Consider the following 18,435-nt stretch of genomic DNA (forward strand, 5'->3'; position numbering starts at 1 on the left):
AATATATATATAACTTGAAAATATTAAATTATTTTTTATGCAACAAGAAATTATTAATCAATTTTCTTTTAGACATATTGGCCCCAGTTGTCATGAAATTAAACAAATGTTACAAACATTAAAATGTCAATCTATTCAAAATTTAATCAATAAAACTATTCCAAAAAAATTACTTTTTAAAAAAAAATTAATTATTCCAAATTCAATTTCTGAATACGAATATTTAAATCATATTAATAATATTGGTAAAAAAAATCAAATATATAAATCTTATATAGGCCTGGGATATAAAAATACTATTTTACCAGCAGTTATTAAAAGAAATATTTTAGAAAATCCTAATTGGTATACACCTTATACACCTTATCAATCTGAAATATCTCAAGGACGTTTAGAAGCATTAATGAATTTTCAAACTATGGTATCAGATATAACTCGTATGGAAATTAGTAATGCATCTATGTTAGATGAAGCAACTGCATCAGCAGATGCTATGTTTATGTTGTATCAAAATAAATTAAGAAAAGAAGTAGTAATTAAATCATCTTATTATTTTTTTATATCAATAGATATTTTTCCTCAAACTTTTGCTGTTGTAAAAACAAGATGTACTGGATTAGGAATTAAAATTATTCATGATTCTTATCAATGTTTAACACAATATAAAAATAAAAATATATTTGGAATGTTATTATCATATCCATCTGCTTCAGGACAACTTGATAATTATACTGATATTATGAAATATGCATATAAAAATAATATTTCAACTATTATTACTTCTGATTTATTAGCATTAACATTACTATTACCACCTGGTGAATGGAAATATAAACCAGATGTAGTGGTTGGCAGTACACAATCATTTGGATTACCTATGGGATATGGTGGTCCACATGCAGCATTTTTTTCAACTTATAAAAAATATCAACGTTTTATTCCAGGAAGAATTATTGGAGAATCTATAGATAATAGAAATAAAAAATCATTTCGAATGGCTTTACAAATGAGAGAACAGCATATTAAAAGAGAAAAAGCAACATCCAATATTTGTACATCACAAGTACTGACTGCTATAATTGCATCTATGTATGCTATTTATCATGGATCTAATGGTCTTAAAATCATCGCAAACAAAATTCATAATTATGCTAAAAAATTAGAAATTTTACTATTAAATAATATTCATAATATTAGTCAAAAAAATTTATTTTACTTTGATACTATTAGAATTAAAATACATAATAATAATCAATTTACTTTAAAAGACATCAAAACAATTGCAGAACAAAAAAAAACTAATTTTAGATATATTCCAAAAAAAAATCAATTAACAATTACATTAGATGAAACTACATCACAACAAGATATATCTAGAATTTTATCAATATTTTATAAAGCATCTACTACACAAACAATTAATTTCAAATACATTAAAAGTAATAATAATATAATAATACCGCATAAAATTCCTTCTTATTTAAAAAGAACTTCTGGTTTTTTAGACTATAAAATTTTTAAAAAATATCATAAAGAAAATGAATTGATTCGTTATATTAAAAGATTAGAAAATAAAGATTTATCTTTAACTCATTCTATGATTCCATTAGGTTCATGCACAATGAAATTAAATGCTTCAGCAGAATTATATTCAATAAGTCAAAATGAATGGCAAAATATACATCCTTTTTCTCCATTTAATCAAACTAAAGGATATAATGTTATAATTAATAATTTAGGTAAATATTTAAAAAATATTACTGGATTGAAAGGTATTTCTTTACAACCTAATTCAGGTGCACAAGGAGAATACGCTGGATTAATGGTAATTAAATCATTTCATAACTCTATGAATGAATCTCATAGAAATGTTGCATTAATTCCATCTTCATCACATGGAACTAATCCAGCATCTGCTAAAATGGCTGGTATGAAAATAGTTATAATCAATACAACACATAATGGATCTATTGATAAAAATGATTTTTTTGAAAAAATTAAAAAATATAAAAATGTTTTATCTGTATTAATGATAACTTATCCATCTACTCATGGTGTTTACGAAACAAATATAATAGAAATATTAAATACTATTCATGAAAATGGTGGACAAGTTTATATGGATGGAGCAAATTTAAATGCACAAGTAGGTTTAATTAAACCATCAGATCTAGGTGTAGATATTTGTCACATAAATTTACATAAAACTTTTGCTATTCCTCATGGTGGTGGTGGTCCAGGAATGGGACCTATTTGTGTAGCGTCACATTTAATACCTTTTCTTCCTAATCATCCTTTAGATCCTATACCTAAACAATTAGAAAATAATGATCATAGATTAACTATTTCTGCAGCTCCATATGGATCACCTTTAATTTTAACTATATCTTATGCTTATATTAGATTATTAGGACCAAATGGCCTCAAAGAGGCTACAGAAATAGCTATTTTAAATGCTAATTATATTAAAGAAAAAATTAAAAAATTTTATAATATATTATATGTAGGAGATAATAATACAGTTGCTCACGAATTAATTTTAGATTGTAGACCATTTAAAAATATAAATATAGAAGTAATTGATATAGCCAAAAGAATGATGGATTATGGATATCATGCTCCTACAATTTCTTTTCCAGTACATGGATGTATTATGATTGAACCTACTGAAAGTGAATCTAAAGAAGAATTAGATCGTTTTATAGAAACTTTAATTTCTATACGAAAAGAAATTGATGAAATTAAATTTGGAATATTTTCACAAAAAAATAATGTTTTAAAAAATGCACCTCATCCGATAGATGTTTTTATAAATGAAAAATGGGAATATCCTTATTCAAAACAAAAGGCAGCTTATCCATTAAATTGGATACAAAAAAGAAAATTTTGGCCATCATTATCTAGAATTAATGATGCATATGGAGATAGAAATTTAATTTGTCATTGTACTTAAAACCAAGGAGTAAATTTTGAAAATGGTTGATTGATATTAAATAATTTTTTTTTAAGTTTAAACAATCCAACAATAGCTATCATAGCTCCATTATCAGTAGTATATTGTTTTTTAGGAATAAATATCTCTATATTATGTTTTTTTAATAATAAAAATTGTTTTGTTATTTCACTATTAGCAGAGACACCACCAGCTAATACAATTCTAAAAATATTAGTTTGTTGAATTGCTAATATTATTTTTTCTATTAAAATTTCTGAAATTATTTTTTGTATTGATGCACATAAATTGTGAAGATTATTTTTAATAAAATTAGTATTGATTTTTAATTGATTTTTAATAAATCTATCAATCTGAGTTTTAAGACCACTAAAACTAAAATTTAATCCTTTAACATTAGGTTTAGAAAAATGAAATTTTTTATTATTTCCTAATTTAGAATTTTTATCTAACCACATAGCACCAGGATAAGAAAATCCTAATAATCTTGCTATTTTATCTAAAGATTCACCAATAGAATCATCTAAAGTAGTTCCTAATATATTCATATCAAAAAAATCATTGACTTGAATAATTTGAGTATGTGCCCCACTAATCATTAAACACAAAAATGGAAACTTTGGAAATGAATTATTTAAATTAGCATTGTTTATAAAATGCGATAATATATGTGCATGTATATGATTAACTCCAATAATAGGGATATTTAACCCCATTGAAAATGATTTTGCAAAAGAATAACCAACTAATAAAGATCCTATTAATCCTGGACCTATTGTTACAGATACAGCATGAATTTGAGATCGATGAATATTCGCAATATTAATAGCCTTATTTACCGTAGAAAATAAATATTTATCATGTTCTCTAGCGGCTAATTCTGGAACAATACCTCCATATTGTTTATGAATTGTTTGATGAATAATAATATTAGATATTACTTCTTGATTTATCATAATAGATACAGCAGTATCATCACATGATGATTCTATACCTAAAATAATAATTGATTTTGTACATTTCATTAATAAAATATATTATCCATTAAAATTAAATATTTATTATATTAATTATATTATATAATGATTTTTTATATTTATACCATATACTATACTAAAATAAAAAAATAAATAAGTCAATAAATTATATTATTTGAAAATCATTAATGTATTCTATAGTAGTAATAAGTACATTGATAATATCAAGTATAAATTTTTATAACTAAGAAATTAGAATTAGTATATTATCAAAGTATGCGAAAATATTTAAAATAAATTTATAATATTGTTTATTTATATATATGGTATATTTTATAGGTAAAAATTAGTAAATATTAATAATATGTATTATATATCTTCTATACATGCATGGGAGAATTGCCGGAGTGGTTAACGGAACAGTTTGCTAAACTGTCGGTATATATACATACTGCGTGGGTTCGAATCCCACATTCTCCGCATTAACGGGGTATAGCGTAGTCTGGTTATCGCGCCTGGTTTGGGACCAGGAAATCGTAGGTTCAAATCCTGCTACCCCGATATTAAATAAACATGGTCACGTAGCTCAAATGGATAGAGCAACTGCCTTCTAAGCAGTAGGTAACAGGTTCGAATCCTGTCGTGATCACTATTTATTTTTTTTAATTAAAATTTCATCAATCATGCCATATTCTTTAGCTTCTTTAGAAGTCATCCAATAATCTCTATCAGAATCTTTTTCTATTTTATCTATATCCATTCCAGAATGGATAGAAATAATATTATATAATTCTTTTTTTAATTTTAAAATTTCACGTACTGTAATTTCTATATCTGAAGCTTGTCCATGTGTTCCTCCAATTGGTTGATGTATCATAATTCTGGAATGTTGTAATCCAGATCGTTTATTTTTCACTCCAGAACAAAGTAAAATTGCTGCCATAGATGCTGCGACTCCAGTACAAATAGTTGCAATATCTGGTTCAATAATTTGCATAGTATCATAAATACCTAATCCAGCATGTACTTCACCTCCAGGAGAATTAATATAAATTTGGATATCTTTAGAAGAATCTAATGACTGTAAAAATAATAATTGAGCCTGAATGATATTAGCTATTTGATCACTAATATGAGTTCCAAGAAAAATCACACGATCCATCATTAATCTAGAAAATACATCCATTTGTGCTATATTTAATTTTCTTTCTTCAACAATATAAGGAGTCATTAATTTTATATATTGTTCTAATAACAGACTATTAATTTTATGATGTTTAATAGCATATTTAAGAAATTCTTCTGAATTTTGTTGATATTCATTCATGTTAATAAATTACTCAATTTGTTATAAAAAATTTTCTATAAAAATATAGAAATTATATTTTATATAATAATTATTATAGTGTATAAAAAATTAGCCATTCAAACTATAATTTATTCATTTGGATGTCTTTTTCCAAGAATTGTAAATTATATTTTTATCAAATTTTTTACTAAATATTTACAACTTGCAGAATTTTCTATTTATACAGATATGTATTCAATATCTTTTATAGCTATTTCATTTTTATCTTTTGGATTAGAAAATACATATTTTAGATTTTTATCTAAAAAACATTATACATCTCAAATAGTATTTTCAACAGCAGTAATCATTCAATTTATAATATCTTTATTTTATTTAATATTATCTATTTTTTTATTAAAATACTTAGTGTATTGGCTTGGTTATAAAAATCATGTAGATTACTTAATAATGTTTATTTTAATAATTTTTTTTGATACTATTTGTATTTTGCCAATGGCTTGGTTAAGAATTAAAGAAATGGCTTTAAAATATACAATAATCAATATGATTAATATTTTAATACAATCTTTTATAATCATATATATGTTTTTTTGTTATACTAATAATAATTTAAATAACTCGTATAACTCGTATTATAATTTATATTTTTTATTATTTAATATTGTTAATGCTTTTACAGATAAAACAGGATATATATTTTTTTCAAATTTAATTGCTTCTATCAGTAATTTTTTATTAATATTTACAATTATTATCGAACAAGTAAACATTAAAAATTTTAATTTCAAATTATCTAAAAAAATGTTAAATTATGGAATTCCAATTATGCTAAGTAGCATCGCTTTTTCTATTAATGAAAATTTAGATAAAATATTAATTAAAAGATGGGGTACCGATATAATCAATGGTGCATATTCAGCATGTTATAAAATTGCTTCTTTTATGAGTTTATATTTAAAATCTTTTAGATTAGGAATTGAACCATTTTTTTTTAAAAAATCAAAAGATTATAATGTAGAATATTTGTATGAAAAATTAATATATACATTTATTATATTTGGACTAATTTTTTATGTTGTAATATGTGGTAATATTTCTGATATTATTAAATTTTTAATTGATAAAAGATATCATTTAGCTATTTCAATTATTCCAATAGTAATGATGGGAAATTTATTATTAGGTATTTATACAAATTTATCTATTTTTTATAAAATCATAGATAAACCTATTATTGGAACATATATATCTATTATTGGTGTACTTATTACGTGTATATTCAATTTTATATTCATTATTTTTCCAAATTATAAAAATAGTTTTATAATTCCTGCTTGGGGAACATTATTTTCTTATGGATGTATGCTAATAATTGTATATTGTTTATTTTTTAAACATTTTAGAAAAACATATAATATTATTATACATTTATTTTGTGCTGTTTTTATAGTATATTGTGGATTTTATCAAAATTTAAAATATAGATTAATTTTACAATTATTATATTTAATTTTACTTGTTTTTTTAGAAAAAAATCATTTTTTTAATACAAAAAAGCATTTACAATAAATGCAACAAAAAATTATAAATTATAGTTTATTATATGCAAATATACATAAACCAATAATTATTAATATTTTAGAAAGAAAATTAATACCTACGAATTTATACTTAAAATTGTCTATAAAAAAACAAATTATTTTCTTAATAAGAAAACAATTAATTAATTTTGGAATTATTTGCATTCTTCATATTTCAAAAAAAATTTATAAACCATCATATTGTTACCAAATAGTTAAAATTCTTATGATTAATATGATTTCAAAAAATATTATTATTTATCCTAATGAAAAACTTGTAATAATAGATTTATATAAACAACCTAAAATTAAATGGATATTTTGTTCTCAACTTAATAAAAGTATTAGACAAAATAACGGATTTGGTAGTACTGGTATTTAAAAATAGTATGAAAATTATAATTCCAATAGCAGGAAAAGGGACAAGATTACGACCACAAACTATTACAACCCCTAAACCATTATTTAATATAGTAGGACAAACATTATTAAATAGATTAATAAAATGTGTATTACAAATAGTTGACCAATATTGTATAAATGAACTTATTTTTATTATTAATTATTCAGATAAAAATAAAATAGAACATCAAATAATATATCTAACAAAAAATTTTGGTATATGCATTAAATTTTATTATCAACATAAACCATTAGGAACAGCTGATGCTATATTTCAAGCATATAAATCTTTAACTGGACCTATTATTATAGCATTTTCTGATACACTTTTTTATCATAAAAAAAAATATTTAATTCAAAATATTGATGCAGATAATATTATTTTTACTAAAAAAATAACAAATCCTTATGATTTTGGTATTGTAAAATGTGATTCATCAGGATATATTACAAACTTTGTAGAAAAACCAACAACAAAAAATTATAATATAGCTATTATTGGAATTTATTATTTTAAAAATAGTTCTATTTTAAAAAATGAATTACAATATATTTTAAATCAAAAATTAAATGAATTAAATAAAGAATATCAATTTACCGATGTATTAGAAAATATGAAAAAAAAAGGAATATCATTTGTTAGTCAAGAAGTAGACAAATGGATGGATTTTGGAAATATAAAAAATACAATTTTTTCCAATTCTGCAATACTTGATATTGAATCTCAAAAAACAAAATTAATTCATAAAAAATCAATAATAAAAAATAGTATCATTATATCTCCATGTTATATTGAAAATAATGTTTTCATTGAAAATAGTATTATTGGAGCTTATACATCAATAGGAAAATTTACAACTATAAAAAATAGTTGTATAAAACAATCTATAATACAAAATTATACCATTCTTCAACATATTAATATTCATCATTCTATAATTGGAAATCATGTGTTTTTTTCAGAAATATCTAAAACAGTAAATTTAGGAGATTATTCAACTATACATATATAAAATATTATATAAATAAATTTTATATATTTATTTAAAATATTTATATTTATATTTTAAATATCATTATTCCTGATAATAAATATGTATTTTTCATTAATTTATTGTACTTTATTTGGCACATTTGGAACAGCAGAAATTGTTGTTATAGTTATTCTTGCTTTATTACTTTTTGGTGGGAAAAAAATACCAGAATTAATGAGAGGATTAGGAATAGGATTAAAAGAATTTAAAAAAGCTTCTAATGATAATTATGAAAATAATAATAATGATAAATTAAAATCTGAATCAGAAACAACATTACATAATAATGATAAATTAAAATCTGAATCAGAAACAACATTAAATAATAATGATAAATTAAAATCTGAATCAGAAACAACATTACATAATAATGATAAATTAAAATCTGAATAAAATAATAATATTAATTTATATTTTATAATTCAAAAAATATACTACATATTAATATTTATTAATATTATTAATGATATATAAATAATAATAAATAATAGTATTATAATACTACCCAACTAGTCAAATTTATATATTATAGTCGATTATACTACTAACTACATTTACTACATTATTTTTTACTTTCTGTTTATTTCTTTAGAAGAGTATTACGTTTTACTATATCTAATAACTAATAATGAAAAAAAAAATAATAATTATTATATTCTTTATACTTGTAGTATTAACACATATTACGTTATATTCAGCATCATTATCATTAAAAAAATTGTATTATAAACAAAAACATAATATTATAATCTCTATCAAAAATAAAAAATATTCACATTTTTATCACAATCAATATATAGATAAATTATGGGGGGGGATGTTTGATATAATGTATTCCAAAAATAAAAAAATAATTATTACTAATATAGAAGAAAAATATTTAAAAATTAGAATTCATAATTTAAATCAAAAATCTAAAATGAAAATATTTAAATATAATACAATGGTACATGCCTCAATAGAGAGTTATTTAAGAATGAGTAAATATATAGGTAAAATGATTTATTTATCAAATGTTTATTTTCCTATGATAGACAAAAAATTAAAAAATTATCATCTTCCAAAAGAATTAAAATATCTAGCAATTATAGAATCTAGTTTGAATCCATATGCGACTTCTATAATGGGAGCTAAAGGCTTATGGCAATTTATGTATGATACTGGTAAAATATATGGATTAAAAATTAATTATATTCATGATGATAGAATAGATCCTTTTAAATCAACTGAAGCAGCTTGTAGATATTTTAGATATTTATATGAACACATTAAAAATTGGGAATTAGTTTTATATGCATATAATTTAGGACCTAAAAAGATTAATAAAATATTAGTAGGTATAAGTCATTATAAAAAAAATAATTATAAAATGTTAGATTTTTTACCAAAAGAAACAAAAAATTATATTACCAGATTTATAGCAATGAATTACGTCATGAATTATTATAAAGAACATCATATTCCATATGAATGAATAATGTAAAACAATTATGTTATTAAATAAAGTGTAATTTTTAAAATTAAATTATATTTTTCTACATTTCTACATATTAATTTCTATATTTTTTGCGATAACAAATTATGAATAAAAATTTTGAACAAAAAAAACAATCCTTAAAATTAGTATTAGACAAATTTGATCAAACTTATGGAAAAGGAACTGTTATGAAAATGGGCGATTTTCATATGGAAAATTTAGAAATTGTATCTTCTGGATCTTTAAGTTTAGATATTGCGTTAGGAATTAAAGGATTTCCAAAAGGTAGAATTATAGAAATATTTGGTCCCGAATCATCTGGAAAAACTACATTAGCGTTACATGCAATTACTCAATCCCAAAAAATTGGTGGATTTGCAGGATTTATTGATGTTGAACATGCTTTTGATTCTATTTATGCAAAAAAAATAGGTGTTAATATTAAAGAATTAATTATTTCTCAACCAGATCATGGAGAACAAGCGTTAGAAATTGTTGATAATTTAATTAGATCTGGAATAATTGATATCATTGTAGTAGATTCAGTTGCGGCTTTAACTCCTAAAAGTGAAATAGAAGGTGAAATGGGTGAATCTAAAATTGGATTACAAGCTAGACTTATGTCACAAGCTTTAAGAAAATTAACATCAAGTATAGGTAAATCAAAAAGTATTTTGATTTTTATTAATCAATTAAGAGAAAAAATTGGAGTATATGGTAATCCAGAAGTTACAACTGGTGGTAATGCATTAAAATTTTATTCATCAATAAGATTAGATATTAGAAAAGGAGTTCACATTAAAAATGGAGACAATATTTTAGGAAATAGAACTAAAGTAAAAGTAGTAAAAAATAAATTATCTCCACCGTTTAAAACTGCAGAATTTGATATAATCTATGGAGAAGGAATTTCAAAAATTGGTGAAATTTTAGATATTGGTGTAAATGCAGGAATTATCAAAAAAAATGGATCTTGGTTTAGTTATGGAACTATTAATTTAGGACAAGGAAGAGATTCAGTAAAAGAATTTTTAACATGTGAAAACAATATTAGAAATAAAATAAAAACAAATATTATACAACAATATTTTATAAACTAATATGTAATATGAAAATTACTTTTTTAGGAACTGGTAATTCACAAGGCATCCCAATTATAGGATCAACACATCCTGTCTGTTTATCAAAATCTTTCAAAGATAAAAGACTTAGAAGTTCTATTATTATAGAAAAAAACAATCAAATATTTTTAATAGATTGTAGTCCAGACTTTCGTTATCAAATGTTAAGAACCAATTATAACAAATTGGATGCTATTTTTATAACACATGAACACCAAGATCATATAGGTGGATTAGATGATATACGTCCTTTAAATTTAAAAAATAATCCAATTCCAATTTATGGATTACGTCGTGTTTTACAACATATTAAACATAGATTTTATTATATTTTTACAAATCAAAAAACATCAAATATATCTAATCTTTCTATTAATGAAATAAATGATACACCTATATGTATAAATAATATTGAAATTATTCCTTTATATATATGGCATGGCAAATTGCTCATTTTAGGATTTCGTATAGATAATTTTGCATATATAACAGATGCAAGTAGTATTCCTATTAATACAAAAAACAAATTACAAGGATTAGATATTTTAGTATTAAATATTTTAAGAAAATATTCGAATAACATTAATATTATTCATACTAATTTATTATATGATTCATTAAACATGATACAATATTTTAATCCAAAAAAAGCTTATATTACACATATAAGTCATTTTTTAGGATTTCATGAAACAATTCAAGCAAATTTACCTAAAAATATATATTTAGCTTATGATGGATTAGAAATATAATATTATTTGTATATTTTTTAAGTAGTATGATATGATTGAAATTATAAAAAATGTTTTCAAAAAAAACTTTTTTTCTACTAAAATAACTGCTTTATTATTTATTTTAATAGCAATAATAATGGCCATTGGTACATTAGTAGAAAAAAAATATTCTACAGATATAGCTAAAATATATATTTATAAATCACATTGGTTTGAAATCATTATATTTTTATTTATAATTAATTTAATAATCAATATATGGAAATATAAATTATGGAAATATGACAAAATTCCAATATTTATTTTTCATTTATCATTTATTTTTATATTTATTGGTGGTATTTTTTCTAGATATTTAAGTTTTGAAGGAATAATGTTCCTTAAAGAAGGAAATGTAAATAGACAAGTAATTTCAGAAACAAGTTATATCAAATTAAAAATAAAAAATCAAGTTAATGATTTGATAACAGAATATAAAGTTCCTTATATATTATCTACTTTTCATCATACATATAATGGAAATTTTCTGTATAACAATAACAATATTTTTAATCTTAAAATTATAAATTATATTCCTTATGCTAAAGAAACTTTTTATGAAAATAATTTAGGAGAAAAAATAATTAAAATTATTTCATATAAAAAAGGTAAAAAAACAGATTTTTTTTTAAAAAATGGAAAATCAATTAATATTAATGGAATTTTATTTTCTTTAAATAAACATAATCCTTATGGAATACAAATTTTTGAAAAAAACAATAAATTATTTGTTAAATCATCATTTTTAGCAATTAATATTAATATGATGCACAAAAAATTAAATTTTATATTAAAAAATAAAATAACTCCTTTACAATTAAAATCATTATATCAAATTTATGATAAAAAAAATCATTTTAACAATATTCAATGGATGATCCCTGACAAAATTAAAAAGGGAAAAATCATGTATGTCACTGCTATTGAAAATCCAACAGATTATTTAGACGCAATTACAGCTAAAATTACTTTTGTAAATACATCTAAAATTGTTACTTTTTTAGGTGGTAAACAAACTCATCAAATGAGTTCAGCAATCAAATTCAATGGAAAATATATTTATATAGGTTATGGATCTATATTTATTACACTTCCTTTTATATTAAAATTAAATAAATTTAAAATAGAAAATTATCCTGGATCTGATTTTCCTTCTACTTTTATTAGTAATATTACATTATTAGATCATCAACATAAACAACATTATGATATTTATATGAATCATATTTTAAATTACAAAGGATATAAATTTTTTCAGTCTGGTTATGATTCAGATAAAAAAGGTACTCATCTTTATGTCAATCATGATTATTTAGGTACTTTATTTTCATATATTGGATATTTTATCATGAGTATTGGAATGATAATCACATTATTTTGGAAGGGGTCGAGATTTAATTTTTTAATACGAAAATTACAAACATTATCTAAAATTTAATATTAATTTTTTTAATTCTTTTGAATTCATAATGATCATCAATATTACAAAAGTTATTTTAAATAATTTATATAAAATTATATTAATTGTTTTTATAACTAATCATTTGTTACTTTCTAATAATAATCACCAATATTATAATTCTTTAAATAATATATCACAACAAATTAATATTTCTAAAACACATGGAGAAAATTTTAGTAAATTATTAGTACAAGATGAACAAGGAAGAATAAAGCCAATAAATAGTTTAGCATTAGATTTATTAAGAAAAATACATAAAAAAAGTTATATTGGAAATATTAACGCTAATCAATGGATAATATCTATTCATCAAAATAGTTTGTTTTGGGCTAGTGTTCCATTTATCAAAGTAGATAAAACTGGTGGAAAAACTTTTTTACATAAAGTAAAATCAAATAAAGATGGATATGTTTCTATGATTGATTTATATTATTTTAATAAAACTCAATCAAAATTCATGTTTTTATTTCAAAAAGATTATGAATTAGCTTTTTCAAAAGATCCTGCAAAAAGAAATAATTATGATAAAGCAGTTATCAATTTAAGTGAAAAACTTGGAATATTGCATGGTATTTTACAAGGTAAATATCTTCGTATTTTTCCAATAAAAAATGATAATAATCATACATGGTCAAGTTGGATTATTACAAATAATAATAATTATTATGATAATAAGATTAATACTATTGGATTTATAATGTTTAATCATTATTTAAGATCTTTATTTAAATCACAATATGCAAATAATTGGAATTATGCTGATAATGAAGTAAAAAAAATAAAATTATATCAAATAAAATATGCACAATCTATTTTACCATCGAATAGAAAAATTGATATGGAAATTTTATATAATAAATTAAATATATTTTATTTATTACCATTTATTTACTTATGTACTGGCATATTATTAATTATTTATTCTTTTTATAATATTTTTTATGAAAATAAATACATAAATTATTTTTATAATTTTTTATCATTAATTATATTTTTATCATTTCTTTTAGAATTATTTGGTTTAATTTTACGATGGTATATTGCTGAACATCCTCCTTGGAGTAATGGATATGAATCAGCTATTTTTATTAGTTGGTGTTTAATAGTTATTGGATTATTATTTTATAAAAATAAATTTGTTTTAGGAATTACTTCTTTATGTTCTTTTATTTTATTAATTATAGCAAGTGGAGATATTATGGATCCAGAAATCACTCATTTAGTCCCAGTATTAAAATCACATTGGTTAATTATACATGTTGCTATTATTACATCTAGTTATGGATTTTTTTTTACAGGATCTGTTATCGGTTTATTTGTATTAATTTTACATATATTATATAATTATAATGAAAATTATAGACAAATAATAGATCTTAAAATTCGTCAATTGACAATAATTAATGAAATTAGTATCACTATAGGATTATTTTTATTAACTATAGGTACGTTTTTAGGTTCTATTTGGGCAAATATAAGTTGGGGAAGATATTGGAGTTGGGATCCAAAAGAAACTTGGGCGTTAATTACCATTATGATTTATGCTTGTATTTTACATTTAAGATTAATCCCATCTATAAGCAAAAATATACTAATTTTTAATTGTTCTAGTATGTTTGCAATATTATCTATTATAATGACTTATTTTGGAGTCAATTATTATTTATCTGGATTACATTCTTATGCAAAAGGAGATCCAATATTTATTCCATATTGGATATATTTATATTTATGTATTTTAGGTGGTATTTCAATATTTTCATTTTATTCCAATAAATATAATAATAAGATTAATCATAATAAAAACATTGTTATTAATAACATGAAATGATTATCGATTGTATTGAAATATAATAATAGTACTTTATTTAGAGATGCATTTGGACATTTAAATTTTATTAAACGTTTTTTAATATTTACTTTAGGTTGTATTTCTTATAATAGATATAATGGATTCAATAAATTGCGTTTAACAGGAACAGAATATATACAGAATCTTCCAACTAACAAAGTGCTTTTTGTGTCTAATCATCAAACTTATTTTGCTGATGTTTTTGCTATGTTTCATGTTTTTTCTAGTGTCAAAAATGGATTTATAAATACTATCAAAAATCCAATATATCTATTTAATCCAATCATAAATTTATATTATGTTGCAGCAAGAGAAACTATGAATCAAGGTATTTTAACTAAATTATTTAGTTATTCAGGAGGAATTATAGTGAATAGACCATGGATTCATAGTAATAATAACAAATCATATATTATAGATTTATCAGAAATTACTCGTATGGGGATAGCATTAAATAATGGATGGTTAATTACTTTTCCACAAGGAACTACTAAAGCATTTGCTCCTGGTAGAAGAGGAATAGTACATGTAATCAAAAAATATAATCCTATAGTAGTTCCTATTGTAATAGATGGATTTAAACAAGCTTATGATAAAAAAGGAATAAAAATTAAACAAAAAGGTGTTTTACAAACAATGATTTTTAAAAAACCTATGCAATTAGATTTAAAAAATGATACAACAAAACATATTATGGAAAAAATTATGGATGCAATTGAACAATCTCCTAAATATAAATCAATCTAAATTCTAAATTAAATAGAATAAAAATTATTAATAATGCAATATCAAAAAGTTAAAAATACTTTTTTAAATTTTTTTCAAAAAAAGGATCATAAAATATTACCATCTTTTCCTATTTATTTAGATGATGATCCAAGTTTATTATTTATTAATTCTGGTATGAATCCATTTAAAGATATTTTTTTAGGAAAACAAATTCCTAAGTATCATAGAATTGCTAATATTCAAAAATGTCTTAGAATTTCTGGTAAACATAATGATTTAGAAAATGTAGGATATGATAATTATCATCATACTATGTTTGAAATGTTAGGAAATTGGTCTTTTGGAGATTATTCTAGACAAGAAACAATAGAATGGGCAATAGAATTATTAACAAAAGAATATCACATTTCTAAAGAAAATATTTTTGTTACTATTTTTCTTGGAAATGATCAAGATCAATTATCAATGGATAAAGAATCTCTAAAAATTTGGAAACATTTGATTAATCATGATCATATTTTATTTTTTGGAAAAAATGAAAATTTTTGGGAAATGGGGGAAGTAGGACCTTGTGGTCCATCATCTGAAATACATATAGATCTTAGAAGTAATAATGAAAAAAATAAATTATCTGGAAAATATTTAATTAATAAAGGTCATCCTAAAGTAATCGAAATTTGGAATCTTGTTTTTATCGAATTTTTTAGACAAACAAATGGAAAATTAAAATATTTATCTAAAAAACATGTAGATACTGGAATGGGATTAGAAAGATTATGTATGGTATTACAAGGAGTTAATTCTAGTTATGAAACGGATATTTTTATTACAATCATTCACAAAATTAAAAATTATTTAGGTAATAAATATACAAATAAATATCAACAAAATATTTCAATAAATATTATAGCAGATCATTTAAGATCTATAATATTTACTATATCAGATGGACAACGTCCATCTAATAATCATGCTGGATATATACTTAGAAAAATCTTAAGAAGATCTATAATTTATGCTTTTCGTTTTTTTAATAACAAACAGCCATTTCTTTATAAACTAGTAGATATTTTTATAGAAGAAATGAATAAATTTTTTCCTGAATTAAAAAAAAAAAAAGAATATATTCAATCTATTGTAGAAGAAGAAGAAATTTCTTTTTTTAAAGTAATTAACAAAGGATATGATAGAATTAAACATATTATATCAATCACCAAAAAACAAAATCAACAAATTATTGATGGTAATAGAATATTTCAATTATATGATACTTATGGATTTCCATTTGAATTATCAAAAATAATTGCAAAAAAAAATAATCTGTTAATAGATAAATTTGTTTTTAATAAAAAATTATTACAACAACAACAACAATCTAATACAACTACAATATCAATATTCAAACATGAATGGATTTATAATCCAAAATTTATAGAAAAAAATAATAATAAAATAAATTTTATAGGATATGATAATTTATCATGTAAAATTATTATTATTAAATATAGAAAAATATATCAAACATTACAAAATACATTTTATTATGAACTTGTATTTTCTCAAACCCCTTTTTATCCTGAAAGTGGAGGACAAATTGGAGATATTGGATATATTAAAAATAATAACGAACAAATTAAAATTGAAAATACAACAAAAGAAAATCTTGATATTATACATATTGTGAAACAATTACCTAATAATATATATGATCCTTTTGTAGTAGTAGTAGATAAAATCAGAAGAACAAAAATTGAAATTAATCATACATCTACACATTTATTATATTTTGCGTTGAAAACAATTTTAGGAAAAAATATTGAACAAAAGGGTTCTTATATAGGAGAGAATTATTTACGTTTTGATTTTTCTTATCATAAAAAAATTTCTTTACAACAATTAAATGAAATAGTCAATTTAGTTCAAGAATATATTGAAAAAAATTTTTATTTATTAGAAAAACGATTTTCTTCTTATGAAGAAGCAAAAAAATTTGGATATATTGGTAAGTTTAATACAAAATATACTAATGAAATTAGAATCATTACATTTGGAGATTCATCGGAATTATGTATTGGTACACATGTAAAATATACAAAAGATATTAAAATATTTGAAATTATATCTGAATCTTCTATCGCTTATGGAATAAGACGAATCACTGCTATGACTTCAAATAATGCTATTCAATATCTTAAAAAAATTCATTTACAATATCAATCTTTAAAAGAATTAATGAATGGAATTGAACCCACAGTTAATACTTTCCGTGATTTAATTACAAAAAATAAACAATTAATAAAAAAAATAAATACTATCAATTTTCATAGAATGGAATCTTTAAAAAAAGAATTTCTTATCAAAGCTAAAGTTACATCGAATATGACTTATATATTTGATATTGACTGTAATAATATAAATCATATAGATTTACAATTATTGAAAAAAATAGGTTTAAGTTTACGATTACAAATTCATAATTTATTTATGATTGTAGGTTTTATAAAAGATAATCAACCAATTTTATTTATTTCTATATCAGATTTAATAATAAAAAAAAATAATATTAATGCATATAATATGATGAAACATTTTTCCAATTATATTATTGGAAAATATTGGGGTAAATCTTTTTTTTCTATAGCAATTGGAAAAAAAATAAATGGATTAACTATAATTGCAAAAGAAATCAATGATTATATTAAGAAACAATTTTAATAGATTTTTAAATTGTTTAAATTTGATAAATATTTCTTAATAAACTCA

General features: G+C 21.4%; 13 protein-coding genes, 3 tRNA genes and 1 pseudogene. 15 read left to right on the top strand and 2 right to left on the bottom strand.

Annotated elements, in window-relative coordinates:
- Positions 1-37 precede the first annotated feature (37 nt).
- Positions 38-2,953, top strand: a complete 2,916-nt coding sequence (gene gcvP / locus H0H37_RS00110) for an aminomethyl-transferring glycine dehydrogenase (protein ID WP_185882438.1) — start codon at positions 38-40, stop codon at positions 2,951-2,953.
- Here gcvP and tsaD read toward each other — a convergent pair.
- Positions 2,950-3,978: a tRNA (adenosine(37)-N6)-threonylcarbamoyltransferase complex transferase subunit TsaD gene (gene tsaD, locus H0H37_RS00115; RefSeq protein WP_185882439.1), complete on the bottom strand. Its 1,029-nt coding sequence runs from the start codon at positions 3,976-3,978 to the stop codon at positions 2,950-2,952. The genes gcvP and tsaD overlap by 4 nt on opposite strands.
- A gap of 345 nt (positions 3,979-4,323) precedes the next feature.
- On the opposite strand from tsaD, the gene H0H37_RS00120 reads away from it, so the two are divergent.
- The 3 genes from H0H37_RS00120 (at position 4,324) to H0H37_RS00130 (ending at position 4,579) form a co-directional block, all read left to right on the top strand.
- Positions 4,324-4,410, top strand: a tRNA-Ser gene (locus H0H37_RS00120).
- A gap of 6 nt (positions 4,411-4,416) precedes the next feature.
- Positions 4,417-4,491 (top strand) — tRNA-Pro (locus H0H37_RS00125).
- 14 nt (positions 4,492-4,505) lie between these two features.
- Positions 4,506-4,579, top strand: a tRNA-Arg gene (locus tag H0H37_RS00130).
- On the opposite strand, the gene H0H37_RS00135 is transcribed toward H0H37_RS00130, so the two are convergent.
- Complete coding sequence (locus tag H0H37_RS00135; protein ID WP_185882440.1) at positions 4,580-5,257, bottom strand: ATP-dependent Clp protease proteolytic subunit; 678 nt, start codon at positions 5,255-5,257, stop codon at positions 4,580-4,582. It lies immediately after the preceding tRNA gene.
- Positions 5,258-5,335: 78 nt separating this feature from the next.
- Here H0H37_RS00135 and H0H37_RS00140 point away from each other — a divergent pair, with 78 nt between their 5' ends.
- From H0H37_RS00140 to alaS, 11 genes and pseudogenes are all read left to right on the top strand, one after another.
- Positions 5,336-6,811: a lipopolysaccharide biosynthesis protein gene (locus tag H0H37_RS00140; RefSeq protein ID WP_317168506.1), complete on the top strand. Its 1,476-nt coding sequence runs from the start codon at positions 5,336-5,338 to the stop codon at positions 6,809-6,811.
- Complete coding sequence (locus H0H37_RS00145) at positions 6,812-7,204, top strand: dCTP deaminase/dUTPase family protein (RefSeq protein WP_185882441.1); 393 nt, start codon at positions 6,812-6,814, stop codon at positions 7,202-7,204.
- A gap of 7 nt (positions 7,205-7,211) precedes the next feature.
- On the top strand, positions 7,212-8,237 hold the full coding sequence (locus H0H37_RS00150) for a sugar phosphate nucleotidyltransferase (protein WP_185882442.1): 1,026 nt from the start codon (positions 7,212-7,214) through the stop codon (positions 8,235-8,237).
- Between the two features lie 81 nt (positions 8,238-8,318).
- Positions 8,319-8,492 (top strand): annotated as a pseudogene (locus tag H0H37_RS00155) (Sec-independent protein translocase subunit TatA/TatB); the annotation flags it as partial.
- A 394-nt stretch (positions 8,493-8,886) separates the two neighbouring features.
- A complete protein-coding gene (locus H0H37_RS00160; RefSeq protein WP_185882443.1) occupies positions 8,887-9,732 on the top strand; it encodes a lytic transglycosylase domain-containing protein in 846 nt (281 codons plus the stop codon).
- Between the two features lie 107 nt (positions 9,733-9,839).
- The gene (gene recA, locus H0H37_RS00165) at positions 9,840-10,835 is read left to right on the top strand and encodes a recombinase RecA (protein ID WP_185882444.1); all 996 of its coding nucleotides are present in this window, start codon (positions 9,840-9,842) and stop codon (positions 10,833-10,835) included.
- 8 nt (positions 10,836-10,843) lie between these two features.
- Positions 10,844-11,608 (top strand): MBL fold metallo-hydrolase, encoded by a 765-nt coding sequence (locus H0H37_RS00170; RefSeq protein ID WP_185882445.1) that lies wholly within the window; start codon positions 10,844-10,846, stop codon positions 11,606-11,608.
- Between the two features lie 31 nt (positions 11,609-11,639).
- A complete protein-coding gene (locus tag H0H37_RS02755; protein WP_238785494.1) occupies positions 11,640-13,067 on the top strand; it encodes a cytochrome c biogenesis protein ResB in 1,428 nt (475 codons plus the stop codon).
- Between the two features lie 31 nt (positions 13,068-13,098).
- Complete coding sequence (locus tag H0H37_RS02760; protein ID WP_238785495.1) at positions 13,099-14,922, top strand: cytochrome c biogenesis protein; 1,824 nt, start codon at positions 13,099-13,101, stop codon at positions 14,920-14,922.
- A gap of 12 nt (positions 14,923-14,934) precedes the next feature.
- Entirely contained in the window at positions 14,935-15,690 is a 756-nt protein-coding gene (locus tag H0H37_RS00180) for a lysophospholipid acyltransferase family protein (RefSeq protein WP_185882446.1), read from the top strand.
- Between the two features lie 33 nt (positions 15,691-15,723).
- Entirely contained in the window at positions 15,724-18,387 is a 2,664-nt protein-coding gene (gene alaS, locus H0H37_RS00185; protein ID WP_185882447.1) for an alanine--tRNA ligase, read from the top strand.
- The last annotated feature ends 48 nt before the right edge of the window (positions 18,388-18,435 follow it).

The organism is Blattabacterium cuenoti (assembly GCF_014252335.1).
Lineage (GTDB): Bacteria > Bacteroidota > Bacteroidia > Flavobacteriales > Blattabacteriaceae > Blattabacterium > Blattabacterium cuenoti_AL.

Coding starts and splice junctions, on each gene's coding strand:
- H0H37_RS02755 (WP_238785494.1), top strand. CDS start 11,640: ATGATTGAAATTATAAAAAATGTTTTCAAAAAAAACTTTTTTTCTACT.
- H0H37_RS00135 (WP_185882440.1), bottom strand. CDS start 5,257: ATGAATGAATATCAACAAAATTCAGAAGAATTTCTTAAATATGCTATT.
- tsaD (WP_185882439.1), bottom strand. CDS start 3,978: ATGAAATGTACAAAATCAATTATTATTTTAGGTATAGAATCATCATGT.
- alaS (WP_185882447.1), top strand. CDS start 15,724: ATGCAATATCAAAAAGTTAAAAATACTTTTTTAAATTTTTTTCAAAAA.
- gcvP (WP_185882438.1), top strand. CDS start 38: ATGCAACAAGAAATTATTAATCAATTTTCTTTTAGACATATTGGCCCC.
- H0H37_RS00145 (WP_185882441.1), top strand. CDS start 6,812: ATGCAACAAAAAATTATAAATTATAGTTTATTATATGCAAATATACAT.
- H0H37_RS00170 (WP_185882445.1), top strand. CDS start 10,844: ATGAAAATTACTTTTTTAGGAACTGGTAATTCACAAGGCATCCCAATT.
- H0H37_RS00160 (WP_185882443.1), top strand. CDS start 8,887: ATGAAAAAAAAAATAATAATTATTATATTCTTTATACTTGTAGTATTA.
- H0H37_RS02760 (WP_238785495.1), top strand. CDS start 13,099: ATGATCATCAATATTACAAAAGTTATTTTAAATAATTTATATAAAATT.
- H0H37_RS00150 (WP_185882442.1), top strand. CDS start 7,212: ATGAAAATTATAATTCCAATAGCAGGAAAAGGGACAAGATTACGACCA.
- recA (WP_185882444.1), top strand. CDS start 9,840: ATGAATAAAAATTTTGAACAAAAAAAACAATCCTTAAAATTAGTATTA.